This window comes from Tsukamurella pseudospumae (genome assembly GCF_001575205.1).
GTDB classification, from domain to species: domain Bacteria; phylum Actinomycetota; class Actinomycetes; order Mycobacteriales; family Mycobacteriaceae; genus Tsukamurella; species Tsukamurella pseudospumae.
The window spans coordinates 203,400-216,240 of the sequence record NZ_LSRE01000012.1; the positions used below are offsets into that span (position 1 = coordinate 203,400).

12 protein-coding genes are annotated in these 12,841 nt (G+C 72.6%); 10 read left to right on the forward strand and 2 right to left on the reverse strand.

Annotation, left to right across the window (positions count from 1 at the left end; genetic code table 11):
• Window positions 1-55 precede the first annotated feature (55 nt).
• Genes AXK61_RS09780 through AXK61_RS09810 form a run of 7 tightly spaced genes read left to right on the forward strand, consistent with a single transcriptional unit; the run spans window position 56 to window position 8,502 of the window.
• Complete coding sequence (locus tag AXK61_RS09780; RefSeq protein ID WP_068571147.1) at window positions 56-922, forward strand: siderophore-interacting protein; 867 nt, start codon at window positions 56-58, stop codon at window positions 920-922.
• Window positions 922-1,671, forward strand: coding sequence for an SDR family oxidoreductase (locus AXK61_RS09785; RefSeq protein WP_068571146.1), 750 nt, complete (start codon window positions 922-924; stop codon window positions 1,669-1,671). Before AXK61_RS09780 ends, AXK61_RS09785 begins: the two co-directional genes overlap by 1 nt.
• The gene (locus AXK61_RS09790; protein WP_068571145.1) at window positions 1,668-3,323 is read left to right on the forward strand and encodes a (2,3-dihydroxybenzoyl)adenylate synthase; all 1,656 of its coding nucleotides are present in this window, start codon (window positions 1,668-1,670) and stop codon (window positions 3,321-3,323) included. Before AXK61_RS09785 ends, AXK61_RS09790 begins: the two co-directional genes overlap by 4 nt.
• A complete protein-coding gene (locus AXK61_RS09795) occupies window positions 3,320-3,943 on the forward strand; it encodes an isochorismatase family protein (protein ID WP_068571144.1) in 624 nt (207 codons plus the stop codon). Before AXK61_RS09790 ends, AXK61_RS09795 begins: the two co-directional genes overlap by 4 nt.
• On the forward strand, window positions 3,940-5,010 hold the full coding sequence (locus AXK61_RS09800; RefSeq protein WP_068745063.1) for an isochorismate synthase: 1,071 nt from the start codon (window positions 3,940-3,942) through the stop codon (window positions 5,008-5,010). The genes AXK61_RS09795 and AXK61_RS09800 overlap by 4 nt, the downstream gene beginning before the upstream one ends.
• A gap of 4 nt (window positions 5,011-5,014) precedes the next feature.
• A complete protein-coding gene (locus AXK61_RS09805) occupies window positions 5,015-6,739 on the forward strand; it encodes an ABC transporter transmembrane domain-containing protein (protein ID WP_068745065.1) in 1,725 nt (574 codons plus the stop codon).
• Entirely contained in the window at window positions 6,736-8,502 is a 1,767-nt protein-coding gene (locus AXK61_RS09810) for an ABC transporter ATP-binding protein (RefSeq protein WP_068571142.1), read from the forward strand. The genes AXK61_RS09805 and AXK61_RS09810 overlap by 4 nt, the downstream gene beginning before the upstream one ends.
• 65 nt (window positions 8,503-8,567) lie before the next feature.
• Here AXK61_RS09810 and AXK61_RS09815 read toward each other — a convergent pair whose 3' ends face one another.
• Window positions 8,568-9,218: a TetR/AcrR family transcriptional regulator gene (locus AXK61_RS09815; protein WP_068571141.1), complete on the reverse strand. Its 651-nt coding sequence runs from the start codon at window positions 9,216-9,218 to the stop codon at window positions 8,568-8,570.
• A gap of 89 nt (window positions 9,219-9,307) precedes the next feature.
• Here AXK61_RS09815 and ppk2 point away from each other — a divergent pair, with 89 nt between their 5' ends.
• The 3 genes from ppk2 to AXK61_RS09830 all read left to right on the forward strand — a co-directional run bounded on the left by ppk2 (window position 9,308) and on the right by AXK61_RS09830 (window position 12,025).
• Complete coding sequence (ppk2, locus tag AXK61_RS09820) at window positions 9,308-10,246, forward strand: polyphosphate kinase 2 (protein ID WP_139057923.1); 939 nt, start codon at window positions 9,308-9,310, stop codon at window positions 10,244-10,246.
• Window positions 10,247-10,331: 85 nt separating this feature from the next.
• On the forward strand, window positions 10,332-11,198 hold the full coding sequence (locus AXK61_RS09825; RefSeq protein WP_068571139.1) for a hypothetical protein: 867 nt from the start codon (window positions 10,332-10,334) through the stop codon (window positions 11,196-11,198).
• Window positions 11,195-12,025, forward strand: coding sequence for an alpha/beta fold hydrolase (locus tag AXK61_RS09830; protein WP_068745067.1), 831 nt, complete (start codon window positions 11,195-11,197; stop codon window positions 12,023-12,025). The genes AXK61_RS09825 and AXK61_RS09830 overlap by 4 nt, the downstream gene beginning before the upstream one ends.
• 114 nt (window positions 12,026-12,139) lie before the next feature.
• Here AXK61_RS09830 and AXK61_RS09835 read toward each other — a convergent pair whose 3' ends face one another.
• Window positions 12,140-12,832: a L,D-transpeptidase family protein gene (locus AXK61_RS09835; RefSeq protein WP_231855495.1), complete on the reverse strand. Its 693-nt coding sequence runs from the start codon at window positions 12,830-12,832 to the stop codon at window positions 12,140-12,142.
• Window positions 12,833-12,841 lie beyond the last annotated feature (9 nt).

The window sequence follows — 12,841 nt, forward strand, 5'->3', positions numbered from 1 at the left end:
ACCACCAGCCCAGCCCAGCCCAGCCCAGCCCAGCCCGACGAACAGGACCATCGACATGGCACGAACCGATCACCGCGCTCGACATCACGAGCGGATCGCCGAGGTGCTCGGCGGTGCGACGGAGGGCGCCGAGCGCGTGCCCTACCCGATCGGCATGCGCGAGTTGGAGATCCGCGGCACCCGACGGGTGGGCGCAGGCCTGATCCGGGTGACCCTCGGAGGCCCCGAGCTCGAGGGCTTCCAGACCCACGCCGCCGACGATCACATCAAGTTCCTCTACCCCGAGGAGAGCGGCGAACTCAACCTGCCGCGCAAGGACGGGCTCATGCTGCACTGGCCTCGCGACCCGCGGCCGATCACCCGCGAGTACACCGTGCGCCGCTACGACGCCGCCGCGGGCGAGCTCGACATCGACATCGCCCTGCACCCGGGTGGCCTCGGCTCGGACTGGGCCGAGGCGGTCGCCCCGGGCGCGCGGATCCACGTGGCCGGCCCGCCCGGCGGCGTGATCGTGCCCCCGCGCTACGACCGGTACCTCATGGCCGGCGACATCACCGCGCTGCCGGCGATGGACCGCTGGCTCGAGGAGTTGCCGCGCGACGCCGCCGGCTGGGCGCTCATCGAGGTGATCGACGCCTCCGAGGAGATCCCGCTCGACCCGCCGCCGGGCTTCCAGGTCCGCTGGCTGCACCGCGGCGAGGCCGCGCCCGGCACCTCCGACGTGCTGGAGCGTGCCGTCGCCGAGCTCCCGCAGGAGGTACCCGACGGTGAGCGGTGGTACTGCTGGCTGGCCGGCGAGGCCGGGGTGCTCAAGCCCCTGCGCCGCTGGGTCGCCGAGGCGTGGAAACTGCCCAAGCACGACCAGGACATCACGGGCTACTGGAAGCTCGGCGTCGCCGACTTCGACGAGGACGACCACTGATGCACGCATTCGTGACCGGCGCGGCGTCGGGAATCGGTGCCGCGACCGCCCTGCGGCTCGCGCGGCGCGGACCCGTCGCCCTCGCCGACCGTGACGCCGACGGCCTGGTCGCCACCGCGCGCGCCGTGTCCGCCGCGGGCGGCACGGCGTCCTCCCACGTGGTCGACGTGACCGACCGCGCCGCCGTGCTCGCGGCCCTCGACGCCGCCGAGCGCGCAGGCGGGCCGGTCGACGCGCTCGCGCACTGCGCCGGAGTCCTCGTGACCGGGCCCGTGCTCCATGCGTCCGCCGCCGACATCGCGGCCGCACTCGGCGTGAACCTGACCGGCACCGCGAACGTCCTCACCGCTGTCGTCTCCCGGATGGCCGAACGCGGAACGGGTTCCGCCGTCGTCGTCGGGTCCAACGCCGGCAACGGCCCCCGCGTGGGCCTGGGCGTGTACGGCGCGTCGAAGGCCGCCGCGCACAACCTCACACTGGCCCTGGCGCTCGAGGTGGCGGGCAGCGGCGTGCGGGTCAACGTGGTCGCTCCCGGCTCGACCGCGACGCCGATGCAGACGGCGTTCGGCGGCGCCGCGGCCGCCGAGGCGGCCATCGCCGGCGACCTGTCGCGGCACCGGCCCGGAATCCCGCTGGGCCGCATCGCCGATGCGGACGACATCGCCGGGGCGATCGAGTACCTGCTCTCGCCCGACGCGCGGCACGTGACCGCGCAGGTACTCACCGTCGACGGAGGAGCCACCGCATGACCAGCACCGAGACCCGGTACTTCCCGCCCGAGTTCGCGGAGCGCTACCGCGCGGCGGGGTACTGGAACGGCGACACCTTCGCCGGCTTCCTTCCGGAGGCCGCGGAGCGGTTCGGCGACGCCGAGGCCCTCGTGGGCGAGGACCGCACGGGTGATCGGGTCCGCCTGACCTATCGCGAGCTGGACGCCGCCGCCGCGGCCATCGCGGCGGGGCTGGTCGCCCGCGGCATCGGAGCGGGCGACCGCGTCGTGCTGCAGCTGCCGAACACCGTCGAGTACGTCTCGGTCCTGTTCGGGCTGTTCCGGATCGGTGCGGTCCCCGTGTTCGCGCTCCCCGCGCACCGTCGCAGCGAGCTCACCCACTTCGTACTGACGGCCGGGGCGAAGGCGCTCGTCACCGCCGCGTCGATCAACCGGTTCGATCACCGCGGCCTCGCCGCAGAGGTCGCTGCGGAGACCGGCGTGCGGGCGTTCGTGGTGGACGACGAGCCCTTCGGCGCCGGGAACGCGGACGGGACGCCGGTCACCGTCGCCGGGAGCGTAGCGAGCGGGACGCCGGTCACCGTCGAACCGGAATCCCTGGCCTTCCTGCAGCTCTCGGGCGGTACTACCGGCGTGCCGAAGCTGATCCCGCGCACCCACGCCGACTACCTGTACTCGGTCCGCGAGTCCGCCACGATCTGCCGACTCGGACCCGGTACCCGGTTCCTGGTGGTCCTGCCCGTGGCGCACAACTTCCCGATGAGCAGCCCCGGCATCCTCGGAGTGCTGTGGGCCGGCGGCACCGTCGTGTTGGGGACCGACCCGGCACCGTCGCGGGCCTTCCCGCTGATCGAGGCCGAGAAGGTGACCATGACCTCGCTCGTGCCGCCGCTCGCGATGCTCTGGCTGCAGGCCCGGCCCACCGCGACCGCGGACCTGTCCAGCCTCGAGGTCCTGCAGGTGGGCGGCGCCAAGTTCACCCCCGAGGCCGCGCGCCGCGTCGAGCCCGAGCTGGGCTGCCGGCTGCAGCAGGTCTTCGGCATGGCCGAGGGGCTCGTGAACTACACGCGTGCGGACGATCCCGAGGATCTCGTGCTCGGCACCCAGGGGAGGGCGATCTCGCCCGACGACGAGGTGCGCGTGCTCGACGAGGACGGCCTCCCCGTCGCCGACGGCGAGCCCGGCCTCCTCTGGACGCGCGGCCCGTACACGATCCGTGGCTACCTGGGCGGCGTCGACGCCGAGTCCTTCGACGCCGAGGGCTTCTACCGCACCGGGGACATCGTCCGGCGGCTGCCGAGCGGGCACCTCGTGGTGGAGGGCCGCGCGAAGGACCAGATCAACCGCGGCGGCGAGAAGATCGCCGCCGAGGAGGTCGAGAACCACCTCATCGCGCACCCCGCCGTGATCGACGCGGCGGTCGTGGCCGTGGCCGACGACTTCCTCGGCGAGCGGTCCTGCGCCGTCGTCCTGACCGCGGGCGCGCGGCCGACCGTTCCCGAACTGAAGAAGTTCGTCCGCGCCCGGGGCGTGGCCGAGTACAAGGTGCCCGATCGCATCGTGTTCGCCGACGAGTTCCCGACCACGGGCGTCGGCAAGATCAGTCGCCGCGAGCTGCGGCGCACCCTGGCGGAGCAGCTCTCCAGGGCGGACCAGGAGGACAAGCAATGAGCCTGCCCAAGAGCATCGTCTACGAACTGCCCGGCATCGAGTGCGCCGACACCGTCGACTGGGCCGTCGAACCCGGCCGGGCCGTGCTGCTCATCCACGACATGCAGGAGCACTTCGTCGGCCCGTTCCGGCGCGACGCCGAGCCGCTGCGCACCGTCGTGCCGAACATCGTGGCCCTGCGCGCCGCGGCGCGCGCCGCAGGAATGCCGGTCGTCTACACCGCGCAGCCGGGGGACCAGGACCCCGAGGAGCGGGCGCTGCTCACCGATTTCTGGGGGCCCGGGCTGGCCACCGCGAACCAGGACATCATCGCCGAGCTCACCCCGGCGGCCGACGACGTACTGCTCACCAAGTGGCGTTACAGCGCGTTCGCCAAGTCCGACCTCGCCGAGCGGATGCGCGCGTGGGGCCGCGACCAGCTGGTGATCGCCGGGATCTACGCCCACATCGGGATCATGACCACCGCCCTCGACGCGTTCATGCGGGATGTCCAGCCCTACGTGGTGCGCGACGCCGTCGCGGACTTCTCGGTGGAGGATCACGAGCGCGCACTCACCTACGTGTCCACTCGATGCGGCAGAGTGGAGAGCACGGATCGGGTATTGGAGGCACTGCGATGACTCAGGAAGGCGAGCAGCCGCACTTCCTGCTGACCGCTGCGGGGCGGTCCCACGCGGGGAGCGGCGTCCGCGCGGTGTTCCCGGACCCGCACGCGGCGGCCGCGGCCCTGCGCGACGGGAGCGCTCCCGTCGTCGTCGGCGCCCTGCCCTTCGACCTGCACGATCCCGCCGCGCTGACGGTGCCCGTCCGATTCGGCGCCCTGCCCGCGCGCCCCGCAGCGGAACTGCCGACCCTGACGCTGACCGCCCAGCACCCCGAGCCCGCCGAGCACGTGGCGCGGGTCGAGCGGGCCGTCCGGCTCATCACCGGCCCCGGGGACCTGCGCAAGGTCGTCCTCGCGCGCGCGGTCGATTTCGAGGCCGCCGAGCCGCTCGATCCGTTCGCCGTGGCCGCAGCGCTGGCGGACCGCGATCTCGAGGGCAATGCCTTCGCCGTCGACCTCGCGGCTGCCGGCGACGCGTTCCGCGGGCGCGCGCTGGTCGGCTCGAGCCCCGAGGTGCTCGTCGCGCGGATGGGCGACACCGTCTACTGCCACCCCTTCGCGGGCACCGCGTCGACGCCCGAGGGCCTGTTGGATTCCGAGAAGGACCGCGAGGAGCACGCCTACGTCGTCGACGAGATCGCGGCCGCGCTCGCGCCTCTGTGCGCCGAGCTGGACGTGCCCGGCGCACCGTCGGTGACCCGGGCCGGGCCCGTGTGGCACCTCGGAACCAGGATCGCCGGGACGCTGCGCGACCCGTCGACCACCGCCCTCGACCTGGCGCTGGCCCTGCATCCGACCCCGGCGGTGTGCGGTTTCCCCCGCGCGAGCGCCGCCCGCGCCATCGCCGACATCGAGGGCGAGCGGGGCTTCTACGCCGGCGCCGTCGGGTGGACCGACGCGAGCGGCGACGGGCACTGGCGCGTGAGCATCCGCTGCGCCGAGGTCGCCGGGACAGCGCTGCGGGCCTACGCGGGCGGCGGCATCGTCGGCGCGTCCGACCCGCGGGCCGAGCTCACCGAGACGCACAACAAGCTGCGCACCGTGCTCGGACCCTTCCTCGTCACCGAGACCGCCCGGAGCTGACCCGATGACCGATTGGACCGGCAGCCGCCTGCCGGTGTTCTTCGAGGCGCCCGAGCAGCAGCCGGACCACCGGCCGATCGGCGTCGACGACGACACCACGCCCCGCTCACTGGTGCTGCGCACCATGTTCGGCAACCCGTCGCGCACGCTCCCCGCGGGGCTGCTCATCATCGGGCACCAGGTGGGCGAGGCGCTCGTCCCCGTCGTGATGGGGCTCGCCATCGACCGCGCGATCAAGACCGGCGACTGGGGATCGACGGTGCGCTGGGTGCTGCTGCTGGGCGTGTTGTTCGCCTTCCTGTCCTTCAGTTTCCGGTTCGGCTCACGGATCGGCTTCCTCGGGATGAACACGGTGCAGCATCGGCTGCGGACGCAGGTCACCGACCGGATCCTCGACCCGCGCGGCCTGGGTGGCGGCCACCCGCCGGGCGTGCTGCTGTCGATCGCCACCTCGGACGTGCAGCGGCTGGCGATGTCGGTCGCGCTCGGCCTCTATCCGGTCGGCGAGCTGGCGGCGGTGGTCTTCTGCGGCGTCGTGCTGCTGTCGATCTCCTGGCAGCTCGGCCTGCTCGTGCTGCTCGGCGCCCCCGCGATGCTCTGGTGCCTCGACAAGGCGGGCGCAGCACTGCGCGCCCGGAGCGAGGCCGAGCAGCGGGCGGCGGGCGAGGCCGCGGGCTCCGCGGCCGATCTCGTCGCCGGGCTCCGGGTGGTCAAGGGCATGCACGCCGAGAGGGAGGCCGACCGGCGTTACCGCGCGGCGAGCGCCCGCGCCCTGGCCGCCGTCATCCGCGCCCGCCGCTCGGAGGGCGCCTATGTCGGCTCGATGGAGGCCGTCGCCGCGGTCTTCGTCGTAGTCGTGGGTGTGCTGGCCGGGGTGCAGGCCGTGCACGGTGACCTCAGCGTGGGGCAGCTCATCACCGTCGTCGGCCTGACCCAGGTGGTGATGTCGCCGCTGCAGGCGATGGGCACCAACTTCGGCAAGTTCTGGGTCGCCGGCAACGCTTCGGCGAAGCGCGTGCTCATGGTGCTGCAGGCGCGGTACGCCCGGGACGCCGGCACGGTCGCCGATCCCGACGGTGCCGTGCCCGTGCGGATCACGGGACTGCCGGTGGGTGGCGGCACCGTCGACCTGGAGCTCCCGTCCGTCGGCGTCACCGCCGTCGTGTGCGACCCCGGGACCGCGACCGCCGCGACCACCCTGCTCGCCCGGACGGGCGCCCCGGACCCCGGCCTGTCGGTCACCGTCGGGACCACGGACCTGTACACGCTCGACGAGCCGGCCGCGCTGCGGGCCGTGCGTGTCGCGCCGCACGCCACCACCCTGTTCGAGGGCACCGTCGCCGACAACGTGGGCGCCGACGCGGCGCCCGACCGGGTGGCCGCCGCGCTGCTCGCCGCCGCCTGTGACGACGTCCTCGAGGTGCTCCCGAACGGGCTCGAGACGCCCGTCGGCGAGGCCGGCCGGCTACTGTCCGGCGGCCAGCGGCAGCGCGTCGCGCTGGCCCGCGCGTTGGCGACCGACACCCGGACCCTCGTACTCGTCGACCCGACGAGCGCCGTGGACTCCGTCACCGAGGCCACCATCGCCGAGCGACTCGGCGCGGCGCGCGCGGGCCTCGCGACGGTGGTGTTCACGCAGTCTCCGACGCTCATCGCCGCGGCCGACACCGTGCTCACGCTGAGCCGCGACGACGAGATCGTCACGGCCGCACCGGAGGTACGCGCATGACCATCGCCACCGACACCGCCGAGGGCGCCCTGCCCGTCGCGGGCGGACGCGAGACCTTCCGCTACGCCCGCGGGCTGCTCACCGGGAAACGCGGGCCGCTGCTCGTCGTGTTCGCGGTCCTGCTCGTGGGCGCCGCCCTCGGCCTCGCCGTGCCCTGGGGATTCGGCGCGATGGTCGACATCGCCATCGACGACGGCGGATACCTCGAGGTACTGCGCATCGGCGGCCTCATGGTGGTCGCGGCCATCGCGTCGGCTGCGTTCACCGGCATCGGGATCGCGCTCACGGCCCAGCTCTTCGAGACCGCCCTCGCGCGGCTGCGCGAGTCCATGGTGGGCGCCGCGTTCCGGCTCCCGCAGGCGCGCGTCGAGGAGGCCGGTTCCGGCGACCTCGTCTCCCGCGCCACCGACGATGTCAGCGTTGTCAGCCAGGCGATCTCGCGGGGCGTGCCCGCACTCGCCCGGTCGGGCTTCTCCGTCGTCGTCACCATCGGCGGCTTCGCCGCGCTCGACTGGCGGTTCCTGCTCGTGGTGCTCGTGGTGCTGCCCGTGTACGCGCTGGGCGCCCGCATGTACGTGCGCACCGCGCCCCCGGTCTACCGCTCAGAACGGGCGGCGATGGCAGTGCGTGCACACCACATGCTCGGCTCGATCCGCGGCCTGCCCACGGTGCACGCCTTCGACCTCATGGAGCGCTCGAGCCTGCGGGTGAGCACCGCGTCGTGGGGCGTCGTGCGCTGGACGATGCGGGCGCGGATCGTGCAGAACCGGTTGTTCGGCCGGGTCAACCTCGCCGAGTTCGTCGGCATGGCCACCATCCTGCTGCTCGGCTACGCGCTCGTCGATCGCGAGCTCGCGACCGTCGGCGCCGTGACCACCGCGATGCTGCTCTTCCTGCGGCTGTTCGGACCCATCGGTGCCCTGCTCATGGTGATGGACGACATCCAGTCCGCGGGCGCCTCGCTCGCCCGCATCGTCGGCGTCATCCGGCTGGCGGACGGGGAGAGCGCACCGTCGGGCGTGGTGAACCGGACGGACGGGCCGCCCCGCGTGGAGGTCGACGGCGTCGCCTTCGGGTACGGCGGCGCGCGCCGCGTGCTCGACGGGGTGAGCGTCGCCCTCGAGTCGGGGGAGACGGTGGCCGTGGTCGGCACCTCCGGTGCGGGCAAGTCGACGCTCGCCGCGCTCATCGCGGGGGTGCACGTGCCCGACGCCGGCGCGGTCCGGATCGGCGGCACCGACCTCGCGACGCTCCCCGAGGACGCCGCGCCCGTGCTGCTCACGCAGGACGTGCACGTCTTCGCCGGGACCCTCGCGGAGGACCTGCGAATGGCCGCGCCCGATGCCACCGACGACGATCTGCGCGCCGCACTGGACCGCGTTCGCGCCCGCGAGTGGGTGGAGATGCTCGACGACGGACTCGACACCGTCGTCGGGGCCGGCGGGCACGCCCTGACCCCGAAGCGTGAGCAGCAGCTGGCGCTCGCCCGGCTGGTGCTCCTGGATCCGCCGGTGGTGATCCTCGACGAGGCCACCGCCGACGCGGACAGCGCCGACGCCGACGTCCTCGAGGACGCCGCGCAGGCCGCGCTCGCCGGGCGCACGGCGATGGTGGTGGCGCACCGCCTGAGCCAGGCGGCGCGCGCCGACCGGATCCTGGTGATGGAGCACGGCGCCATCGTCGAGGAGGGCACGCACGAGAGCCTGCGCGCCGCGGGCGGACGGTACGCCCGGCTCTGGGCCGCCTGGTCCCGGCATCGGTGAGGTGACGGCGGACCGTCGGGCGGGCGGACCGGGACGGGCCGCCGGCAGTACCGGCGGGCGGACCGTCAGGCGTCGTGGAAGGCGCGGTAGACGGCCGAACCGTAGAACGTGCCGATCCGCTCGGAATCGCCGCGCCAGGAGGCGGGGGCGTCGTCGGGGCGGTCGGCGAGCATCGACCGCACTGCCGCCTCGCAGACCGAGACGAAGAGCTCCATCAGCATCGGCAGCTTCTCATCGAGGCCCTGCATGTCCCACCACCGGGTGAGCGCGGGCCGGATCCACTCCTCCGCCTGCCGCGCCAGGGTGGCGCGGGCGGCCACGACGCGGTGCACGACCTCCGGGTCGGTGACGCCGGAGAACAACAACTGCCAGGTGTCGGCGCGTTCGTTCACCGCGTCGAGCAGGCCGCGCATGCCGATGATGAAGGCCTGCTCGGGATCCTCCCCGTGGGCGCTGTGCAGCGATGCGAGGACGAAGGCCATCATCGTCTCGGTCTCGCGGTCGAGCAGCTCGGTGATGAGCGCGACGCGGTCCGGGAAACACGAGTAGATCACGGGGCGCGTGACCTGCAGGCGGTCGGCGACGGTGCCGATCGTCACGGCACCGAGACCGTCGCGCGCGGCGATCTCCAGCGCGGCGTCCAGGACCTGGGGGCGGCGACGCTCGGGACCGAGGTGTTCGGCGCGCCGGCGTGCGCGGTTGGCGGTGGTAGGCATCGCCGAGGAGTTTACGCGGGTCGGATGCACCCCGCGTTCATGCGACGTTCACCCGCCGGTCCGGACCTGCCCGTACGCTTCCGGCCGTGATGGATCTCGACCTGCCCGTGGGCATCGATTTGAGCGCGGTCAGCGGCCGCGAGGCACTGCAGAAGATCGTCGACCTCCGGGCGACCGAGGGCTTCTCCGTGAACGACGACGATGACGACGATCCGGTGCTGCTCACCCCGGAGCGGCACGTCGTGGACACGTGGCGCGAGGGCTACCCGTACTCCGAGCGGATGGCGCGTTCGGAGTACGAGCGGGACAAGCGGCTGCTGCAGATCGAGCTGCTCAAGCTGCAGCGCTGGGTCAAGGACACCGGCCAGCGCCTGGTCATCGTGTTCGAGGGCCGCGACGCCGCCGGCAAGGGCGGCACCATCAAGCGGTTCATGGAGCACCTCAACCCGCGTGGCGCGCGCGTGGTGGCGCTGGTCAAGCCCACCGAGCGTGAGGCCGGCGAGTGGTACTTCCAGCGCTACATCGACCACTTCCCGACCAAGGGTGAGATCGTCCTGTTCGACCGCTCCTGGTACAACCGCGGCGGCGTCGAGCGGGTCATGGGCTTCTGCTCCGACGAGCAGCACGAGCGTTGGACCCACCAGGTGCCGCTGTTCGAGAAGATGCTGGTCGAAGACGGCATCGACGTGACCAAGTTCTGGTTCTCCGTGACCCAGCTCGAGCAGCGCACCCGCTTCGCGATCCGGCAGATCGACCCCGTGCGGCAGTGGAAGCTCTCGCCGATGGACCTCGCGTCGCTGGACAAGTGGGACGGCTACACCGCGGCGAAGGAGGAGGTGTTCGCGGCGACGGACACCGATTACGCGCCCTGGACCGTGGTCAAGAGCAACGACAAGAAGCGCGCCCGCCTCAACGCCATGCGCTACATCCTCGACAAGTTCGACTACGACAACAAGGACATGGAGGTCCTCGCGTCGGGACCGGATCCTCTCATCGTCGGGCGCGGCCGGGACCTGATCGGGGACTGACGGTGCGCCGCGCGGGCCGGTTCGCGGGGCCGACGGTGCGCCGAGCGGACCGGGCCCGGCGGCACCGTCGAGTACCGTTGTCGCCGTGCGTTCTCTGACGGCCTTCCTCCTCGTTCTGGTGGCGATCCTGGCCACCTTCGTGGCGGTCCCCGCCGTCTGGGCGAAGAACACCGTGCTCGACCGCGGCGCGTTCATGACGCTCATGGAGCCGTTGGGGCACGACCCGGCGGTGCAGGACGCCATGGCGCAGGAGATCGCCCAGCAGGTGCAGCGGTTGCTCACCGAGCAGGGGGACGCGCGCCCGCCGTTGTCCGCGATCACGCCCTATGTCTCGACCTACACCCACGGCCCGCAGTTCCCGGGCGCCTTCAAGGAGGCGATCGGGCAGGTGCACACGTGGCTGCTGGTGCGGCCGACCGCCGAGCAGCGGTTGCGCGGCGCGACCACTGCGGAGATCGACCTCGCGCCGATGATCACGTCCGTCGCCGAGGCGAACAACGTGAAGGTGACGGTTCCCGAGCGGGTCACGATCGACCTGTCCGGCACGGGCGCCAACCGGGACCTGTTCCGGGCCGGACGGTACGCCGAGATCGCCGACAAGTTGAAGCAGGTCGCGTGGATCGCGCCGCTGGTGGCGGTGGTCGCCGCGCTGCTGGCGCTGCTCGCCGCGCACCGTCGTGGATTCATGCTGTTCTACCTGGGGCTGGGCGGCGCGGTCGCCGCGGGCGTGACCTGGATGCTGTGCGTGGCGGCACCGTCGTACGTGACGGGCCGCAGCGGCACCGGCGGACTGAGCCCGGTCATCGACGCGGCGCTGAGCCAGGTGACGAAGAGCCTGACCCCGTGGATCGTGACCGAGGCGGCGGTCGGCGGCGCGCTCGCGCTGCTGGGGCTGATCTTCGGCGGGCTCGGCGCGGTCGCGGCGCGGCGGGCCGAACGGCGGGACTGGTGAGTTCCACCGCCCGGCCGACCGTCGCGACGCTGACCTACCAGGACGGGACCACGAACCCCGTCCGGATCTTCCGCGGGCCGGACCCGGCCGCGCCCGTACTGATGATCTGGCCGGGCGTGAACGTGCCCGCCGGGTACTTCGACGACTTCGGGCGTGGGCTCATCGACGCGGGCTTCAACGCGGTGGTGGCCGAGCTACGGGGGCAGGGCGATTCGCGGCCCCGCGGTGCCGGCGGTTCCCACGGCTTCCAGGACGTGGTGGTGGAGGACTACCCGGCGGTGTCCGCCCTGGCGCGGCAGAAGTTCCCCGGTGCGCCGCGGATCCTGGTGGGGCACAGCCTCGGTGGGCTGATGGGTGTCATGTACGCCGCGCGGGCCCGGCGGAACCTGGCCGGGGTGGTCCTGATCGCCTGCGGCACGGGCTATTACAAGCTCGACGGGCTGTCCGGCGCCGCCCGCCGAATCGGTACCTCCGTCGCCGCGCGTACCGCGGCCCGACGGGGCCACTGGTCCGGTCCCGACGGGCTGGGAGAGGTTCCGAAGGGCATCGTCCGCGATTTCGACCACCTGGTGCAGACGGGCGACTTCAACGTCTCCGGAGCGGACGTGGACTACGAGGCGCGGCTGGCGGGAACGAAGACGCCGGTGTTGACACTGGCCATCGCCGGCGACGAACTGGTCAGCGACGAGCAGTCCCGGTTCGTGGGGGAGAAGTTCCCCGCGTCCGTGCATCGACGGATCGCGGAACCGCTGGGCCACAACCAGTGGATCCTCTCGCCCGATGCGGTGATCCCCGCGCTGTCGGGATGGATCGCGCAGAAGGTGTAGCGCGTCTCGGCGGAGTGGCATGGTCGATCGCACGAGCCATGCGTGCGGCGCATGGCTGCGAAACTGCAGGTCAGTGGTGATTTTTGGGAGATGAGCCATGCGTGTGGCGCATGGCTACCCGGCGAGGCCGGTGACGAGCACCGGGTTGTGTGCGGGCGCCAGCCATTTCAGAAGAGTGACCATGCCTTCCTTGCTGATCGCGACGCAGCCGAGAGTGGGCTTGCCGTCTGTGACGTGCAGGAACATGGCGCCGCCCTTGCCCGGCGTGTGGGACGGGTTGTTGTTGAAATGCACGGCGTAGTCGTAGACGGGACCGGCGCCGTAGAGGTTCTCGCTGCCCGGGCCGGGGCTGGTGGCGCGGGTGACCATCGTGTCGTAGGTCGGTGAGCTCTGGTTGCCGTCCCACCACTGCTGATCGGTGACCTTGGTGTACGGCAGCGTCGTGCCGGGGTTCTCCTGCCGGCCGAACGCCTGGTCCAGCGCGAAGACGCCGAACGGGGTGCGGGGGACATCGTCCTTGCCTTCGCCGATGCCCTGCTCCCCGACCTTGCCCGGGACCGGCCCGAAGACCTTCGTCCAGCCCGTTTGGAGGAGCGCCCACGCCGAGACCTGCACGTCCGTCGAGGAGAACGACGGTGCCGCGACCGTGATGACCTCGCGCGCGCTCGGAGCTGCCGCGATGGCGGCGTCCAGCAGGGCCTTGTCGGCGTCGGCTGCTGCGGCGTGCGGGATCGCCAGCGATGCGGCGACGGCCGCCGCGGGGATCGCGGCGAACCTCATGAGCACCTGGCGCCTCTTTAGTAACATGCGCCACAG

Excerpts from the sequence above, each read along its gene's own strand:
- AXK61_RS09810 (WP_068571142.1), top strand. The coding sequence starts at position 6,736 with ATGACCATCGCCACCGACACCGCCGAGGGCGCCCTGCCCGTCGCGGGC.
- AXK61_RS09780 (WP_068571147.1), top strand. The coding sequence starts at position 56 with ATGGCACGAACCGATCACCGCGCTCGACATCACGAGCGGATCGCCGAG.
- AXK61_RS09790 (WP_068571145.1), top strand. The coding sequence starts at position 1,668 with ATGACCAGCACCGAGACCCGGTACTTCCCGCCCGAGTTCGCGGAGCGC.
- AXK61_RS09835 (WP_231855495.1), bottom strand. The coding sequence starts at position 12,832 with ATGTTACTAAAGAGGCGCCAGGTGCTCATGAGGTTCGCCGCGATCCCC.
- AXK61_RS09785 (WP_068571146.1), top strand. The coding sequence starts at position 922 with ATGCACGCATTCGTGACCGGCGCGGCGTCGGGAATCGGTGCCGCGACC.
- AXK61_RS09800 (WP_068745063.1), top strand. The coding sequence starts at position 3,940 with ATGACTCAGGAAGGCGAGCAGCCGCACTTCCTGCTGACCGCTGCGGGG.
- AXK61_RS09815 (WP_068571141.1), bottom strand. The coding sequence starts at position 9,218 with ATGCCTACCACCGCCAACCGCGCACGCCGGCGCGCCGAACACCTCGGT.
- ppk2 (WP_139057923.1), top strand. The coding sequence starts at position 9,308 with ATGGATCTCGACCTGCCCGTGGGCATCGATTTGAGCGCGGTCAGCGGC.
- AXK61_RS09805 (WP_068745065.1), top strand. The coding sequence starts at position 5,015 with ATGACCGATTGGACCGGCAGCCGCCTGCCGGTGTTCTTCGAGGCGCCC.
- AXK61_RS09795 (WP_068571144.1), top strand. The coding sequence starts at position 3,320 with ATGAGCCTGCCCAAGAGCATCGTCTACGAACTGCCCGGCATCGAGTGC.